This is a genomic window from Pseudomonas sp. Eth.TT006, from assembly GCF_054456575.1.
The window spans coordinates 194,660-209,888 of record NZ_JBTJEN010000001.1; the positions used below are offsets into that span (position 1 = coordinate 194,660).

The 15,229-nt window shown below is 60.8% G+C and carries 11 protein-coding genes; 5 read left to right on the forward strand and 6 right to left on the reverse strand.

Annotated elements, in window-relative coordinates:
* Positions 1-11: 11 nt before the first annotated feature.
* The 4 genes from ACXR0M_RS00940 to uvrD all read right to left on the reverse strand — a co-directional run bounded on the left by ACXR0M_RS00940 (position 12) and on the right by uvrD (position 4,373).
* Complete coding sequence (locus ACXR0M_RS00940; protein ID WP_217894406.1) at positions 12-419, reverse strand: SMI1/KNR4 family protein; 408 nt, start codon at positions 417-419, stop codon at positions 12-14.
* A 136-nt stretch (positions 420-555) separates the two neighbouring features.
* Positions 556-1,431, reverse strand: a complete 876-nt coding sequence (locus tag ACXR0M_RS00945) for a Tim44 domain-containing protein (protein WP_458829085.1) — start codon at positions 1,429-1,431, stop codon at positions 556-558.
* A 174-nt stretch (positions 1,432-1,605) separates the two neighbouring features.
* Positions 1,606-2,046, reverse strand: a complete 441-nt coding sequence (locus ACXR0M_RS00950; RefSeq protein ID WP_248742436.1) for an EamA family transporter — start codon at positions 2,044-2,046, stop codon at positions 1,606-1,608.
* A gap of 143 nt (positions 2,047-2,189) precedes the next feature.
* Positions 2,190-4,373 carry a DNA helicase II gene (gene uvrD, locus ACXR0M_RS00955; protein ID WP_458829087.1) on the reverse strand — a complete coding sequence of 728 codons (2,184 nt, stop codon included), beginning with the start codon at positions 4,371-4,373 and terminating at the stop codon, positions 2,190-2,192.
* Between the two features lie 254 nt (positions 4,374-4,627).
* Between uvrD and ACXR0M_RS00960 the strand changes: the two genes are divergently transcribed.
* From ACXR0M_RS00960 to ACXR0M_RS00970, 3 genes are all read left to right on the forward strand, one after another.
* A complete protein-coding gene (locus ACXR0M_RS00960; RefSeq protein ID WP_458829089.1) occupies positions 4,628-7,507 on the forward strand; it encodes a putative bifunctional diguanylate cyclase/phosphodiesterase in 2,880 nt (959 codons plus the stop codon).
* Positions 7,508-7,634: 127 nt separating this feature from the next.
* A complete protein-coding gene (gene hexR, locus ACXR0M_RS00965; protein ID WP_007962240.1) occupies positions 7,635-8,501 on the forward strand; it encodes a transcriptional regulator HexR in 867 nt (288 codons plus the stop codon).
* Between the two features lie 176 nt (positions 8,502-8,677).
* Positions 8,678-8,881, forward strand: a complete 204-nt coding sequence (locus ACXR0M_RS00970) for a PA3496 family putative envelope integrity protein (protein ID WP_458829092.1) — start codon at positions 8,678-8,680, stop codon at positions 8,879-8,881.
* Here ACXR0M_RS00970 and ACXR0M_RS00975 read toward each other — a convergent pair.
* Complete coding sequence (locus ACXR0M_RS00975) at positions 8,823-9,785, reverse strand: LysR family transcriptional regulator (RefSeq protein WP_458829093.1); 963 nt, start codon at positions 9,783-9,785, stop codon at positions 8,823-8,825. The two genes, ACXR0M_RS00970 and ACXR0M_RS00975, sit on opposite strands and share 59 nt — an antisense overlap.
* Positions 9,786-9,975: 190 nt before the next feature.
* On the opposite strand from ACXR0M_RS00975, the gene ACXR0M_RS00980 reads away from it, so the two are divergent.
* Both ACXR0M_RS00980 and oadA read left to right on the forward strand, forming a co-directional pair.
* On the forward strand, positions 9,976-11,391 hold the full coding sequence (locus tag ACXR0M_RS00980) for an acetyl-CoA carboxylase biotin carboxylase subunit (RefSeq protein ID WP_458829095.1): 1,416 nt from the start codon (positions 9,976-9,978) through the stop codon (positions 11,389-11,391).
* Between the two features lie 11 nt (positions 11,392-11,402).
* Positions 11,403-13,211: a sodium-extruding oxaloacetate decarboxylase subunit alpha gene (gene oadA, locus ACXR0M_RS00985; RefSeq protein WP_007962245.1), complete on the forward strand. Its 1,809-nt coding sequence runs from the start codon at positions 11,403-11,405 to the stop codon at positions 13,209-13,211.
* Between the two features lie 167 nt (positions 13,212-13,378).
* Here the strand turns inward: oadA and ACXR0M_RS00990 are convergent, their stop codons facing one another.
* Positions 13,379-14,941, reverse strand: a complete 1,563-nt coding sequence (locus ACXR0M_RS00990) for an autotransporter outer membrane beta-barrel domain-containing protein (RefSeq protein WP_458829837.1) — start codon at positions 14,939-14,941, stop codon at positions 13,379-13,381.
* Positions 14,942-15,229 lie beyond the last annotated feature (288 nt).

Below are 15,229 nucleotides of genomic sequence, written 5' to 3' on the forward strand. Positions count from 1 at the left end.
CGGCTGGTTTATCAGCTTTCCAGCCAGACGTCCCGCGCCCAGTGCCACACCGACTCCCAGGACTCTTCGGTGATCAGCTCTTCTTCGCCGGACCACAGCACCACGGTGCCGTCTTCTTCGACGCAGTAATAGTCGTCGCCGTCCTGGCAGATCGGAATCAGGTCGCGCGGCACGCCGGCGTCCCAGGCGTTGGCTGCAACCTCCGGCAGATAAGTGTGCGATTGCGGGTCGGTGACGGTCACCGGCTCGAGGCTGCCATACACCACGTCGCTGACGGTCAGCAGAAACTCTTTGAAGACGAACGGGATATTGATGAAGAGTTCTTCCTCGATCTCCACCAATTGGTCTTCGTCAGGCAATTCCAGGGGAACCGGTACGGGTTCGTTGGCTTCGCGCAGTTGTTCGATGATTTCTTCCACGTCCGGGATCCTCTTGCTTGAATGGCGCGGTTCATATGGGCCGGTTTATACAGTAGCGCGCTATAGATGCAACCGTGAAATAGAAAACCCCGGCCGAGGCCGGGGTTTTCATTACTGCATGCGTAAAGCCGAGGGATCAGCCGTTCTGACGGATACCGGCCACCAGCCAAGGCTGGTTCTCGCCCTGCGGACGTTCCATGTTCCAGCTTTCGCTGAACACTTCGCCCTGGTCGAAACGCGAGGTCTTCGACACGCCGCTGAAGGTCAGGGTGGCGATGGTCTTGTCCGCGCGATCGTCCACGCCGTCCAGTTGCACTTGCAGGTTGTCGATGTAGGTCGACTGGAAGCCGTCGCCCAGGTCCGCACGCTCACGCTTGAGGAAATCGAGCATTTGCGGGGTCACGAACTCGGCGATCTTGTCCATCTCGTTGGCGTCCCAGTGCTGCTGCAGCGCCTGGAAGTGGCTACGAGCAGCGGCCAGGAAGTTCTGCTCGTTGAACCAGGCCGGTGCGTTGATCACCGGACGAGCGGCAACCGGAGCAGCCGAACCACCGAAGATCGAACCCATGGCAGCAGGCTTCTGTTCGAACACTTCACGCTGCATTGGCGCACCGGCTGGAGCCAGATGCTCCTGCTGCTTGCGTCGACGGGCGGCGATGAAGCGGAAGATCACGAACGCGATCACCGCCATGATCAGGATGTCGAAAATCTGCATGCCCTGGAAGCCGCCGCCCATGAACATGGACGCGAGCAGGCCACCGGCAGCGATACCGGCCAGCGGGCCGAGCCATTTCGACGCGCCACCGGCCTTGGCCGCGGCACCGGCAGCGCCGGCAGCACCCGCGGTCGCTGCTGCGCCGCCCATGCCTGGAGAAGAAGGAGCCATCTGGCTGGTCTGGTGCGTCGGCGCGGCGCCGGCGCTTTTGCCACCACCGAAGCGCTTGGCGTTGGCGTCGAGGCTCATCGTCAGGCCGATGCACAACGCCATGGCGATGCTAAGAAAACGTTTCATAAAGGGAATTCCCGTTTGTGGAGACACGCGCGCCATGTTGCACAGCTGAAGTGTTACTGGCTAGCGAGAGAGTGTTTCGGGCTTTTGCCTGACAGGTTACGTTCAGCTCGTCGAGGCAATCAGGCCATGTACTTTTGTCTGTAGGAAATTTGGATAGGTTCAGTGAGAAATTGCTCAGCGACGAAAGGCGAGCATCACCACGCCGGCCGTGATCAGGCCGATGCCGCCCCATTGGCGCAGGTCGAGCTTTTCACCCAGCAGGATCACGCCGAGCACCGCCACCAGCACCACGCTGAGCTTGTCCACCGGGGCGACCAGCGAGGCCGGGCCGACTTTGAGCGCGCGGAAGTAGCACAGCCACGAAGCGCCGGTGCCTAAACCGGACAGCAGCAGGAACAGATAGCTCTTGGCGGAAATCGATCCCAGAGACTGATATTGGCCCGTGGCGTACAAAATCAAGGCCAGACTGATCAGGACCACGATGGTGCGCAGCAGGGTAGCGAAGTCGGAATTGACGTTTTCGATGCCGACTTTGGCGAAGATCGCCGTCAGCGCGGCGAATGTCGCCGAGAGCAGGGCCCAGAATGTCCAGGAAGAAAAGAAGCCTGAGCCCATGAATATGTCCTTTGATCAACCGGTCGACATAAAGCCTGTGGGTGCGAGCTTGCTCGCGAATGCGGTATTGCAGAGACACTTATGTCGCCTGACAGGACGCTTTCGCGAGCAAGCCCGCTCCCACATTGACCTTCTGTAGGGTGTTAAATCGCTTCCAGCTTCGCGTAGCCCAGCATCAACCACTTGCTGCCCTCACTGAAGTTGACCTGCACCCGCGCCTGGGCGCCGGCGCCTTCGAAGTTGAGGATCACGCCGTCGCCGAAGATCGAATGGCGCACGGCCTGACCAAGGCTGAAGCCGGTTTCTGGAATTTCGCTGCCGCTGAACAGATTGCTGCCGCTCATCGACTGGTTGCCGCCGAACGGGCGGCTGACACTGTTGGACAAACGCACTTCCTGAATCAGCCCCTTCGGCACCTCGCGTACGAAACGCGACACCTTGTTGTAGGTTTCGCTGCCGTACAGGCGTCGGGTTTCAGCATAGGTCATCACCAGATTCTGCATGGCCCGGGTGATACCGACGTAGGCCAGGCGCCGCTCTTCTTCCAGACGGCCCGGTTCTTCCAGGCTCATTTTGTGCGGGAACAGGCCTTCTTCCATGCCCACCAGGAACACGTAAGGGAATTCCAGGCCTTTGGCGCTGTGCAGGGTCATCAGTTGAATGCTGTCTTCATGTTCGTCGGCCTGGGTGTCGCCGGCTTCCAGCGACGCATGACCGAGGAATGCCGCCAGTGGCGTCAGCTCTTCGTCTTCTTCGCTGTTCTCGAAGTTGCGCGCGGCGCTGACCAGTTCCTCAAGGTTTTCCACCCGGGCCTGGCCTTTCTCGCCTTTTTCCGCCTCGTGATAGGCGATCAGCCCGGATTGCTCGATGACGGTCTGGGTCATCAAGTGCAGCGGCATCTCCATGCACTTGGCGGCGAGGTTTTCGATCAGCTCCATAAACGCGCCCAGCGCCCCGGCAGCGCGCCCGGTCAGGCCCTTATTGGCGACCAGCTGGCGCATCGCTTCCCACATCGACAGGTCGCTGTGGCGGGCGTGGTCACGGATCGCCTCGACGGTTTTCTCGCCAATGCCACGGGCCGGGACGTTGATCACCCGTTCCAGCGCCGCATCGTTGCCGCGCCCTTCGAGCAGGCGCAGGTAAGCCATGGCGTTCTTGATTTCCGCGCGCTCGAAGAAGCGCTGGCCGCCATAGATGCGGTACGGAATGCGTTCGCGCAGCAACGCTTCTTCCAAAACGCGCGATTGGGCGTTGGAGCGGTAGAGAATCGCGATATCGCTGCGGGCCAAACCGGTTTTCAGCGCGCTTTCGATGGTTTCGACAACGTAGCGTGCTTCATCGTGTTCGTTGAACGCGGCATACAGGTTGATCGCTTCGCCATCGCCGCCGTCGGTCCACAGCTCTTTACCCAGACGACCGGTGTTGTTGGCGATCAGGGCGTTGGCGGCCTTGAGAATGCCGGCGGTGGAGCGGTAGTTCTGCTCCAGACGAATGGTTTCCGAGTCCGGGAAGTCGGACGAGTACTGATGAATGTTCTCGATTTTCGCGCCGCGCCAGCCGTAGATCGACTGGTCGTCGTCGCCGACCACCATCAGGCTGTCGCCGCCCTTGCCCAGCAGGCGCAACCAGGCGTACTGCACGGCGTTGGTGTCCTGGAATTCGTCCACCAGAATATGGCGGAAGCGCTTCTGATAGTGCGCCAGCAGGCCCGGGTGATCGCGCCACAGGTCGAGGGCGCGCAGCAGCAGTTCGGAGAAATCAATGACGCCGGCACGCTGACAAGCCGCCTCGTAGGCTTCGTAAATGCCGCGCATGGTGGCCAGGTACAGATCGCCGCTGGCCTGAATGTGTTGCGGACGCAGACCTTCGTCTTTCTGTCCGTTGATGAACCACTGAGCCTGCCGCGCCGGCCAGCGCTGTTCGTCCAGCCCCAGCTCGCGGATCACCCGCTTGACCAGACGCTGCTGGTCGTCGCTGTCGAGAATCTGGAAGGTCTGGCTCAGCCCCGCTTCCTGCCAGTGCGCCCGCAACAGGCGGTGCGCCAGGCCGTGGAACGTGCCGACCCACATGCCGGCCGGGTTGACACCCAGCAACTGCTCGATGCGGTGACGCATCTCGGCAGCGGCCTTGTTGGTGAAGGTCACCGACAGGATCGAGTGGGGCGAAGCGTTTTCGACCTGGATCAACCAGGCGATACGGTGCACCAGCACTCGGGTTTTACCGGAGCCGGCACCGGCCAGGACCAACTGACGGCCAACGGGGGCGGCTACGGCCTGGCGTTGGGCATCGTTGAGGGAGTTCAGCAGAAGGGAGAGATCATCGCGCATCGGGGCATTCTAGGGTGCGCCGCAGGCCCCGGCAAACCGAGCTTTGCATTAGCCGATGAAAGTGCTGCCGATGACGACCGGTCGGTCATTGGCTACAGGCTTTGGCCCGTCTCGCTTTGCGGGTTTTGGTGGGGTTCGGGCGGGGCGAAGTTTCGTTCAAATTATGATCCGGGACAGTTTGGCAACGGGATCGGCTTGTGTATGCTCCGTCTACGTTTCGGGCCCATGCTCACTCTTAATAAGAACAAAAAACATTGGCAAAGACCCTCAGCTCAGACCTGTCGGGCCCCTCTGTGGAACCCCGGGTCATCCGCAAGCTTTACGCCACCGAGATGGCGGTTGAGCGCACGCGCCTGCTGTATCAGGGCTCGCTGCTGCCGACGATGTTCATGCTGCTCAATGGTCTGGTCTGCGCCGGTTTGCTCTGGAGTCCGCAGCGCTATTTCGTGGTCAGCATCTGGCTGGTCTGGTTGTTGTCGCTGGTGGCGCTGCGGGTGATTCAGGTCGCTGCGTTCGATTCGGCGATCCCCGACCGGCAGGCCCAGCCGATCTGGTTCCGCATGTTTTTGCTCGGTTCGACCATGACCGGTCTGACCCTGGCCGGCGCCGGCATCGCGCTGGTGCCCGCCGACAACTTCATGCAGCAAGCCTGGGTATTCGGCCTGATCGGCGCCGCGACCCTGTCCGCCAGCGTTGCCTATGCGGTCAGCCTGCCGGCGTTTCTGTCCTTTACCCTGCCGTGCCTGCTGCCGGCGGTCGGTTACCTGTTCTGGGGCGGTGATGAACAGGCGCGCGGCTGGGGCTGGCTGGGCCTGATCCTGCTTGGCTCGCTGAGCGTGGTGGCGTGGCAGGTCAATCGGTTGATTGATCGCGGCCTGCTGCGGCGTTTTCAGAATCAGCACCTGATCGAGCATTTGCAGCAGGCGCAGGGCCGCAGCGAACTGCTCAATCAGGCGCTGGGCAAAGAGATCGAGCAGCGGCGCTGCGCCGAAGGCGCATTGCGTGAAGCCCAGGTCGAGCTGGAAGACCGGGTGGTACAGCGCAGTCGTGAACTGGACGTGGCCAATCAGGCCTTAAGCAAAAGCGAAGCTCGCCTCGCCTTGGCAATGAAGGCCAGCGAGCTGGGGCTGTGGGACTGGAACCTGCAAACCGATGAAGTCCACCACACGCAGATCCAGGAACTGTTCGGCCTCGCGCCGGAATACGTCACCGCGATCTTGCGCGACCTCAAGCCACGCCTGCACCCGGATGACGTGCCGCCGCTCAAGCAGGCGTTGATCGAACACCTGAAGGGCCGCACCGAGGACTATCAGATCGAATACCGCGTACGCCATGGAGACGGCCATTGGGTGTGGATCGAGGATCGCGGGCGTGCGGTCGAGCGCAGTGACAGCGGGCGGGTGATCCGCATGGTCGGCACCCGCCGTGACATCAGCGCCAGCAAAAGCCTGGAACAACAGCAGCGCCTGGCGGCCACGGTGTTCGAAGCGGCCAGCGAAGGCATCGTGATTCTCGATCCCAACTACGCGCTGATCGCGATCAATCAGGCCTTCAGCCGGGTCACCGGTTACGACATCGAAGACATGCTCGGGCGCAATGTCGTCGAACTGCCGTGCAGCCGTGACGCCCGTCGGCATTACGTGTCGATCCGCCACGCCTTGGAACAGCATGGCAGTTGGCAGGGTGAACTGATAGAAACGCGCAAGAACGGCGAGCTGTATCCGCAATGGCTGCAACTCAATGCGGTGCGTGACAGTCGGGGCAATGTCAGTCATATCGTCGGCTTCTTCGCCGATCTGTCGGCGCGGCGCGCCTCTGAAGAGCGCATGCGTTACCTGACGCACTACGATGAGCTTACCGGGCTGGCCAACCGCTCACTGTTCCGTGAGCGCCTGCACGAAGCGCATCAGCGCGTGCGCCAGGGTGGGCGGCGCAGTCTGGCGTTGCTGCACATCAATCTGGATCGCTTCAAGTTGCTCAACGACAGCCTCGGCCATGAGGTGGCGGACCAGTTGCTGCAGAAGATGGCCCGGCGCCTGGTCAATGCGTTGCCGGAGGCCGACACCATCGCCCGCTTGTCCGGTGACGAGTTTGCCGTGCTGTTCGATGCTTACGGCAACCTGTCGAGTCTGGCGCGGGTTGCGACGCGGCTGTCCTGCAAGCTGCGTCTGCCGGTGACGGTGGAGGGACATGAACTGGTGGTGAGTGCCTCGATGGGCATCAGTCTGCTGCCGGACAACGCCCGGGAGATATCCGCGCTGGTCAGTCAAGCGAACATGGCCATGCAACATGCCAAGCATCTGGGCGGCAATAACTTCCAGTTTTTCACCGACAGCCTGCAGGCCAGCACCCTTGAACGTCTGCAGCTGGAAAACCAGTTGCGCAAAGCTATCGAAGATAAGCAGCTCAAGGTGTTTTACCAGCCGAAGCTGTGCCTGCAGAGCGGGCGCCTGAACGCCGCGGAAGCGCTGGTGCGTTGGGATCATCCAACGATGGGCCGGGTGCCGCCGGGGGACTTCATTGGTCTGGCCGAGGAAACCGGGCTGATCGGCCCGATCGGCGAATTCGTGTTGCGCCAGGCGTGCTGGCAGGCCTGCGAATGGCAGCGCCAAGGGCTGGCGCCGATCCGCGTGTCGGTGAACCTCTCGGTGCATCAATTGCGGCAGGGCAAACTGGTCAGCCTGGTGCGGCAGGTGCTGGAAGAAACCGGGCTGGCGCCGCACTACCTCGAACTGGAACTCACCGAAAGCCAGTTGCTCGACAGCGTCGAACACATCATCGCCACCTTCCAGCAGTTGCGCGATCTGGGGGTAAAACTGGCGATTGATGATTTCGGTACCGGGTATTCGTCGTTGAGTTATCTCAAACGGATTCCGGTGGATTACGTGAAGATTGATCAGGCGTTCATTCGCGGTCTGGGCGAGGGCAGTGAAGACGCGGCGATCACCCGGGCGATCATTGCCATGGCCCATGGGCTGTCGTTGCAAGTGGTGGCTGAAGGCGTCGAGCGGCAGGAGCAGCTGGAGTTTTTACGCGCTGAGCGTTGTGACGAAGTGCAGGGCTATCTGATCAGTCGTCCGGTGGAGGCCGGGGTGTTCGCCGGGCTTTTGCGTGAACAGGAAAAACCGCGTTAAGGGCTACATGCACGCCATCGCGCCTGATATGGGGACATTGAGTTACGCATTGGGCAGGCAAAAAGCCAATTCATGTAGTATAACTACAAGCATGCTACATCCCTGCCCATAAGAAGAGTCCAGCCCCTTGAATCTGCTGCAACACATCGCCCAGTCACGTCACCTGTTACGCAAGTCGGAGCTCAAGGTCGCCGACCACGTGCTGCTTGACCCTGCGGCCGTGATGCACAGTTCCATGGCCGACCTGGCCCACAGTGTCGGCATCAGTGAGCCGACCATCGTGCGTTTCTGCCGGGCCATCGGCTGCTCGGGATTCCAGGATCTCAAGCTCAAACTGGCGCAAAGTCTGGCCGCCGGCGCGAGCTTCGGCCAGTTCGCGATCCACGAAGACGACTCGGTCGCTGACTACAGCCTGAAGATTTTCGACACCACGCTGCACACCCTGATGGAGGTGCGCGAAAAGCTCGATCCGGTGGAGCTGCAGCGTGCGGTGACGCTGATGTCCCAGGCGCAGCGCGTCGAGTTCTACGGCTTTGGTGCTTCGGGCGCGGTGGCGGCGGATGCGCAGCACAAGTTCTTCCGTCTGCTGCTGACCGCAGCGGCTTACTCCGACCCGCACATGCAGGCGATGTCGGCGGTGACGTTGAAGCCGACCGACGTGGCAATCTGCATTTCCCAGTCCGGGCGCTCCAAGGATCTGCTGATCACCGCCAACCTCGTGCGTGAGAGCGGTGCCTCGCTGATCACGCTGTGCCCAAGCCAGACGCCGTTGGCCGAGCTGTCGACCGTCAATCTGGCGATCGATGTGCACGAAGACACTGAAATCTACACGCCGTTGACCTCGCGCATTGCGCACCTGGTGGTGATCGACGTGCTGGCGATGGGCGTGGCGATGGCGCGCGGGCCGAGCCTGGTCAATCACCTGAAGAGCGTGAAGCGCAGTCTGCGCAGCTTGCGGCTGTCGCCGAAAGCCGTAAAAGCGCTCGATGATTAAGAGCAAAAGATCGCAGCCTTCGGCAGCTCCTACACTGATCCCTGTAGGAGCTGCCGAAGGCTGCGATCTTTTGCTTTTTTGATGAGATTTTTCATCGATCTGTAACCCAGACGCCGCCAAACCGTCATCCCCCACGCCTATCGTGAAACTCCCGTAATCGCCTTGGGAGACTCGAAATGGCTCAGCCTTACGAAGAACGCAACAGCGCCGCGAAAACCCGTCGTCAGCAGGAAGACCAGCGCCGCATGGAATTCCGTCGTGCGATCGAAGATCGCTTCGAACTCCGTCAGCTCCAGAGCGAAATCAGCGATTTTCCCGAGATCAACCATTGGCAGGCTGCGCCCGCAGCTTCCCGTCGAAGCGCTCAACCAGCGCGCTGATCTGTACCCGTTCGCTGCGGATAAACGCCAGGAAGGCGTGCGCCACCGGTGACAGCCGTTTGGCCTTGGCTTGCACCAGGCACCAGCTGCGAAACAGCGGCAACTCTTCGACCGGCAGCTCGACCAAACCGCCGGTCGCCAGCTCCAGGTTCAGGGCGTGGCGCGTCAACAGCGCCAGGCCCAGACCCGCCACCACGCATTCGCGCTGAGCTTCGGCCGAGGCCACTTCCTGGGTCTGGGTGAAGTGCACGCGTTTCTCCTTGAAGTACTCCTCGCAGGCCAGCCGTGTGCCCGAACCGGGTTCGCGGATCAGCAATGTGTAGGGTTCAAGATCCTGCAGGCGCAGCGGCCCCATGTGCGCCAGTGGGTGATCCGGACGTGCCACGGCGACAATCGGATTGTTGAGGAACGGCAAAAATTCCAGGCCCATGTCCTGCGGCACCATCGACATGATCACCAGATCGTCGCGGTTGTCCGAGAGGCGGCGAATCACCTGGCCACGGTTGACCACCGTCAATTGCAGGTTCACCTCCGGGTGCTGGCGCTTGAAGGCGGCGAACAGGTGCGGCACGAAGTATTTGGCGCTGGATTCCACCGCCAGCTTCAACTGGCCTTGCAGCGAGCCCTGCATGTCCGACAGCTGCATGTCGAGGTTTTCCAGGCGGCCGAAGATGTCCCGGCTGGCGCGCTGCAGGGCTTCGGCGGCCTCGGTCATGTAGAGTTTTTTGCCGACGTAATCGAACAATGGCTGGCCGATCAGCTCTTCCAGTTGACGAATCTGTAGGCTCACGGCCGGTTGTGTGAGCGACATTTCTTCAGCCGCACGGCTGTAGGAGCGCAAATCACACACTTCGTTGAAAATCTGCAACTGGCGTAATGTCATACGCATCAGGGACTTACGCATTTTTTACAGGCTCTGGCGGCAGGGTGATGGTTTAACTATAAGTCTTAGCTTATGCCTGACCCAATTTTTATTCATTTTTGTTAATCCCTTGCGAGCGCTAGTGTGGGGCTGCGACTAAATTGAAACATTTAGTCACGCGTCGACCTGGGTCTAGCAGGTCGTGGTGCCACCGGCTCAAGGGAACCTCCAAGTGATAACAAAGATCCTGATCGCCAACCGTGGTGAGATTGCCGTACGAATCGTACGAGCGTGCGCCGAGATGGGCATTCGCTCGGTTGCGATTTTTTCCGATGCCGACCGCCATGCCTTGCATGTGAAGCGTGCGGACGAAGCCCACAGCATCGGTGCCGAGCCACTGGCCGGTTACCTGAACCCGCGCAAGCTGGTGAACCTTGCGGTGGAAACCGGTTGCGATGCGCTGCACCCCGGTTACGGCTTTCTTTCGGAAAACGCCGAGTTGGCGGAAATCTGCGCCGAACGCGGAATCAAATTCATCGGCCCGTCGGCGGAAGTGATTCGCCGCATGGGCGACAAGACCGAAGCCCGGCGCAGCATGATCAAGGCCGGCGTTCCGGTCACTCCAGGCACCGAAGGCAATGTCTCCGGTATCGACGAAGCGCTGGCCGAAGGCGACCGCATTGGTTACCCGGTCATGCTCAAGGCCACCTCCGGTGGTGGCGGTCGCGGCATCCGGCGCTGCAACAGCCGCGAAGAGCTCGAACAGAATTTCCCGCGGGTGATTTCCGAAGCGACCAAGGCCTTTGGTTCGGCGGAAGTGTTCCTGGAAAAATGCATCGTCAATCCCAAGCACATCGAGGCGCAGATTCTCGGCGACAGCTTCGGCAACGTGGTGCACCTGTTCGAGCGTGACTGCTCGATCCAGCGTCGCAACCAGAAGCTGATCGAGATCGCCCCGAGCCCGCAGCTGACCCCGGAACAGCGCGCCTACATCGGCGACCTGTCGGTGCGTGCTGCCAAGGCGGTGGGCTACGAGAACGCCGGCACCGTGGAGTTCCTGCTCGCCGAGGGCGAGGTGTACTTCATGGAGATGAACACCCGGGTTCAGGTGGAACACACCATCACCGAAGAAATCACCGGGATCGACATCGTCCGCGAACAGATCCGCATCGCCTCCGGCCTGCCATTGTCGGTGAAGCAGGAAGACATTCAGCACCGTGGTTTTGCCCTGCAGTTCCGGATCAACGCCGAAGACCCGAAAAACAACTTCCTGCCGAGCTTCGGCAAGATCACCCGCTACTACGCCCCCGGCGGCCCGGGCGTGCGCACCGATACGGCGATCTACACCGGTTACACCATTCCGCCGTTTTATGACTCGATGTGCCTGAAACTGGTGGTCTGGGCGTTGACCTGGGAAGAGGCCATGGACCGTGGCCTGCGCGCGCTTGACGACATGCGTCTGCAAGGCGTGAAGACCACCGCCGCGTATTACCAGGAAATCCTGCGCAACCCGGAATTCCGTAGCGGTCAGTTCAATACCAGCTTCGTTGAAAGCCATCCGGAACTGACCAACTACTCGATCAAGCGCAAACCCGAAGAGCTGGCCCTGGCCATCGCCGCCGCCATCGCCGCCCACGCAGGCCTGTGAGGAATATAAGAATGAGCAAGAAAATCTTCGTTACCGACACCATCCTGCGCGACGCTCACCAATCGCTGCTCGCCACCCGCATGCGCACCGAAGACATGCTGCCGATCTGCGACAAGCTCGACAAAGTCGGCTACTGGTCGCTGGAATGCTGGGGCGGCGCAACGTTCGACGCCTGCGTACGCTTTCTGAAAGAAGACCCGTGGGAGCGTTTGCGCCAACTGCGTGCCGCGCTGCCTAACACTCGCCTGCAAATGCTCCTGCGCGGGCAGAACCTGCTCGGCTACCGCCATTACAGCGACGACGTGGTCAAAGCCTTCGTCGCCAAGGCCGCGGTCAACGGTATCGACGTGTTCCGCATCTTCGACGCGATGAACGACGTGCGTAACCTGCGTGTAGCGATCGAGGCGGTGAAAGCTGCCGGCAAACATGCCCAAGGCACCATCGCCTACACCACCAGCCCGGTGCACACCATCGACGCGTTCGTGGCGCAAGCCAAGCAGATGGAAGCCATGGGTTGCGACTCGGTGGCGATCAAGGACATGGCCGGCCTGTTGACCCCGTACGCCACCGGTGAACTGGTCCGCGCCTTGAAAGCCGAGCAGTCGCTGCCAGTGTTCATCCACTCGCATGACACGGCTGGCCTCGCTGCGATGTGCCAGCTCAAGGCCATCGAAAACGGCGCCGACCATATCGACACCGCGATTTCCAGCTTCGCCTCGGGCACCAGTCACCCGGGTACCGAGTCGATGGTCGCCGCGCTCAAGGGCACCGAGTACGACACCGGTCTGAACCTCGAACTGCTGCAGGAAATCGGCCTGTACTTCTATGCCGTGCGCAAGAAGTACCACCAGTTCGAAAGCGAATTCACCGCCGTCGACACTCGCGTACAGGTCAACCAGGTACCGGGCGGGATGATCTCCAACCTCGCCAACCAGTTGAAAGAGCAGGGTGCTCTCAACCGCATGGCTGAAGTACTGGCGGAAATCCCGCGGGTGCGTGAAGACCTCGGCTTCCCGCCGCTGGTGACCCCGACCTCGCAGATCGTCGGCACCCAAGCGTTTTTCAACGTGCTGGCCGGCGAGCGTTACAAGACCATCACCAATGAAGTGAAGTTGTACCTGCAGGGTGGCTACGGCAAGGCCCCGGGCGTGGTCAACGAGAAGCTGCGTCGTCAGGCCATCGGCAGCGAAGAGGTTATCGATGTGCGCCCTGCCGATCTGCTCAAGCCGGAAATGACCAAGCTGCGTGCCGACATCGGCGCGCTGGCCAAGTCCGAAGAGGACGTGCTGACCTTCGCCATGTTCCCGGACATCGGGCGCAAGTTCCTCGAAGAACGTGCCGCCGGCACCCTCGTACCGGAAGTGCTGTTGCCCATCCCTGAGGCCGGTGGTGTGGCGAAGGCCGGTGGCGAAGGTGTGCCGACCGAGTTCGTCATCGACGTCCACGGCGAAACCTACCGCGTCGACATCACTGGGGTCGGCGTGAAGGCCGAAGGCAAGCGTCACTTCTACCTGTCCATCGACGGCATGCCGGAAGAAGTGGTGTTCGAACCGCTCAACGAATTCGTCGGCGGTGGCAGCAGCAAGCGCAAACAGGCGTCGGCTCCGGGCCACGTCAGCACCACCATGCCAGGCAACATCGTCGATGTGCTGGTCAAGGAGGGCGACACCGTCAAGGCCGGTCAGGCCGTGCTGATCACCGAAGCGATGAAGATGGAGACCGAAGTCCAGGCTGCGATTGCCGGCAAGGTCACGGCCATTCACGTTGCCAAGGGCGACCGGGTCAACCCGGGCGAAATTCTGATCGAGATCGAAGGCTGAGCTAACGGCCGCGATACAACGCTTTAAACCTCGGGGGGGCATGTGCTCCCCTTTTTTTTGCCTGTAATTCGCGGTTTTTTGTAGGAGCTGCCGCAGGCTGCGATCTTTTGACTTTGCTTTTGAAGATCAGAAGATCGCAGCCTGCGGCAGCTCCTACACATGTTGGGTCAGAACGCCATGCGCCACTGACCTGTCACGCCGTAGCTGCGGCTGTCGCTGGCTGCCTCGCCGGTGAGGCTAACGCCCAAGGTGTGGCTCGCGGAAAGCGTCAGATCCAGACCCGCGTCCAGCGTAAAGCTGTTGCGATCCATCTCGGCGCCAATCACCTCAAAGCGTTTTCCACCCTTGACCAATCGTTGGCGCGTTTCGTTATCAAGCTCGCCGTAAGTGTGTTTTACGCTGGCGCTGAGACGCGGCGTCAGTCGCATGCCGTTGGCCAGGTGACTGGTTTTCGCCAGGCGCAGGCCGACCGTGCTGTTCGGATTCGCTCGGGTCTGGCCATCGACGATCAGTGCGGCGTCGCCACCTTTTTCGGTGTAGCTGTCACGTTGGTAGCGCTGATAACCGATGCTGGCGAACGGTTCGATGCTGACATTGCCACGGCCCAGGTTGTAGCCGACCTCCGCGAACAGCTGCTGGGTATTGGCGGTGTAATTGCTCGTGAGCTGGTCGCTGAAACCGGCGAAGGCGACATGTCGTTTGCCACTGCCATCATGCCTGCCATAGGACGCGCCCAATCGCACAGCGAATGGCCCATCCTGACGCAGGGCGTAAGCGCCGAGATGCCAGCTGTCGAGATCGCCATCGAATCGGTGCGCATCGAGCCGGGTTTGCGCTTTCGCGCCCATTACGCCGAGATGCCACTGCTCATCGAATCGCCAGTCGGCAGCGAGGACCACACCGTGGGTGGAGTGTTTGAGAGCACTGTCGAAATCCCGATCGACCCTGCCGCCATGTCCCAGAGCCCGTAGCCAGACTCGCCCGGCACCGTCACCTTTGCGATTGTCCAGTTGCTGCATTGCCGAGAGCATGCTGGCGCTGACCGGAGCGGCGCTGCTCAGGGTAGCCTTGGCAAGGTTGGCGTTACTGCCGGCGGCAAGTTGCTCGAGTGCCAGACTGGCCGTGGTCGTATCGGTTTCGAGCAAGGCGCTGATGGCGGTATTTGCCGGCGCTGCAGGCGTTTCAGGCTGTACCGGCTGGCGCAATGCCTCAGGCTCTTGAGGTTGCTGCGGTTGCTGCGGTTGCTGCGGTTGCTGCGGTTGCTGCGGTTGCTGCGGTTGCTGAGGTTGCTGAGGTTGTTGAGGTGCCAGGGGGACGGAAGGTTTTTCTTCCAGGCTCTTTGCGAGTTCCCGAGCATTCTGGCTGATCACCAGGTCGTCGAGAGACCGGGTATCCAACTGTTCATGCATTGGATTAGTGGTTGGCGATGGTGGGGCCACTGCGTCAGCAAGGTGTGCGTCGCTCTCCAACAGTGTCGCCATTGGTCGCTCGATCGATAGCGGCGGTTCGACCAGATCCTGCGTTTGTCCAATCAGCTCAACGGCGGCGGGAGCGCCTGAATCGATGGGCGTCTTGGGTTTCCTTGTACGCTTCTTTTTAGGCTTCTCTTCCACCGCGCTTTCGACGAAAGGAGTCTCGGGCTGCTGGGCACTGGCAACCTCGACCCATCCGATGGTCAATGTAATCGCCAATGCTAGGTGATGAGGGCGGAACACAGGCTGGACGATCATCAAGTAGAACCTCGTTGAATGAAGAGGCTCAACTCTATGGACGCTGGCAAAAAACCGATGTCGGGTGCTTCCTGCAGACGCGCAGGGCATGTCGGATCGTTTTTCCGGAAATCTCGCGCCAAAGACCGGAGATGGATTTTTTACGGATCAGCTGTGCAGCTTTTTCCTACAAGTGATCCTGTGGCCAAAGCTGTTTGCTGATCAGAAGCTCATCTAGCCATCCCCGCAAAGGCTGGGTAAGTCGCGCCGATTTTCACAATCGTGAAGCTTGAATGCTCCATCTGGTTG

Coding starts and splice junctions, on each gene's coding strand:
- ACXR0M_RS00945 (WP_458829085.1), bottom strand. CDS start 1,431: ATGAAACGTTTTCTTAGCATCGCCATGGCGTTGTGCATCGGCCTGACG.
- ACXR0M_RS00950 (WP_248742436.1), bottom strand. CDS start 2,046: ATGGGCTCAGGCTTCTTTTCTTCCTGGACATTCTGGGCCCTGCTCTCG.
- uvrD (WP_458829087.1), bottom strand. CDS start 4,373: ATGCGCGATGATCTCTCCCTTCTGCTGAACTCCCTCAACGATGCCCAA.
- ACXR0M_RS00970 (WP_458829092.1), top strand. CDS start 8,678: ATGGCTCAGCCTTACGAAGAACGCAACAGCGCCGCGAAAACCCGTCGT.
- ACXR0M_RS00975 (WP_458829093.1), bottom strand. CDS start 9,785: ATGCGTAAGTCCCTGATGCGTATGACATTACGCCAGTTGCAGATTTTC.
- oadA (WP_007962245.1), top strand. CDS start 11,403: ATGAGCAAGAAAATCTTCGTTACCGACACCATCCTGCGCGACGCTCAC.
- ACXR0M_RS00990 (WP_458829837.1), bottom strand. CDS start 14,941: ATGATCGTCCAGCCTGTGTTCCGCCCTCATCACCTAGCATTGGCGATT.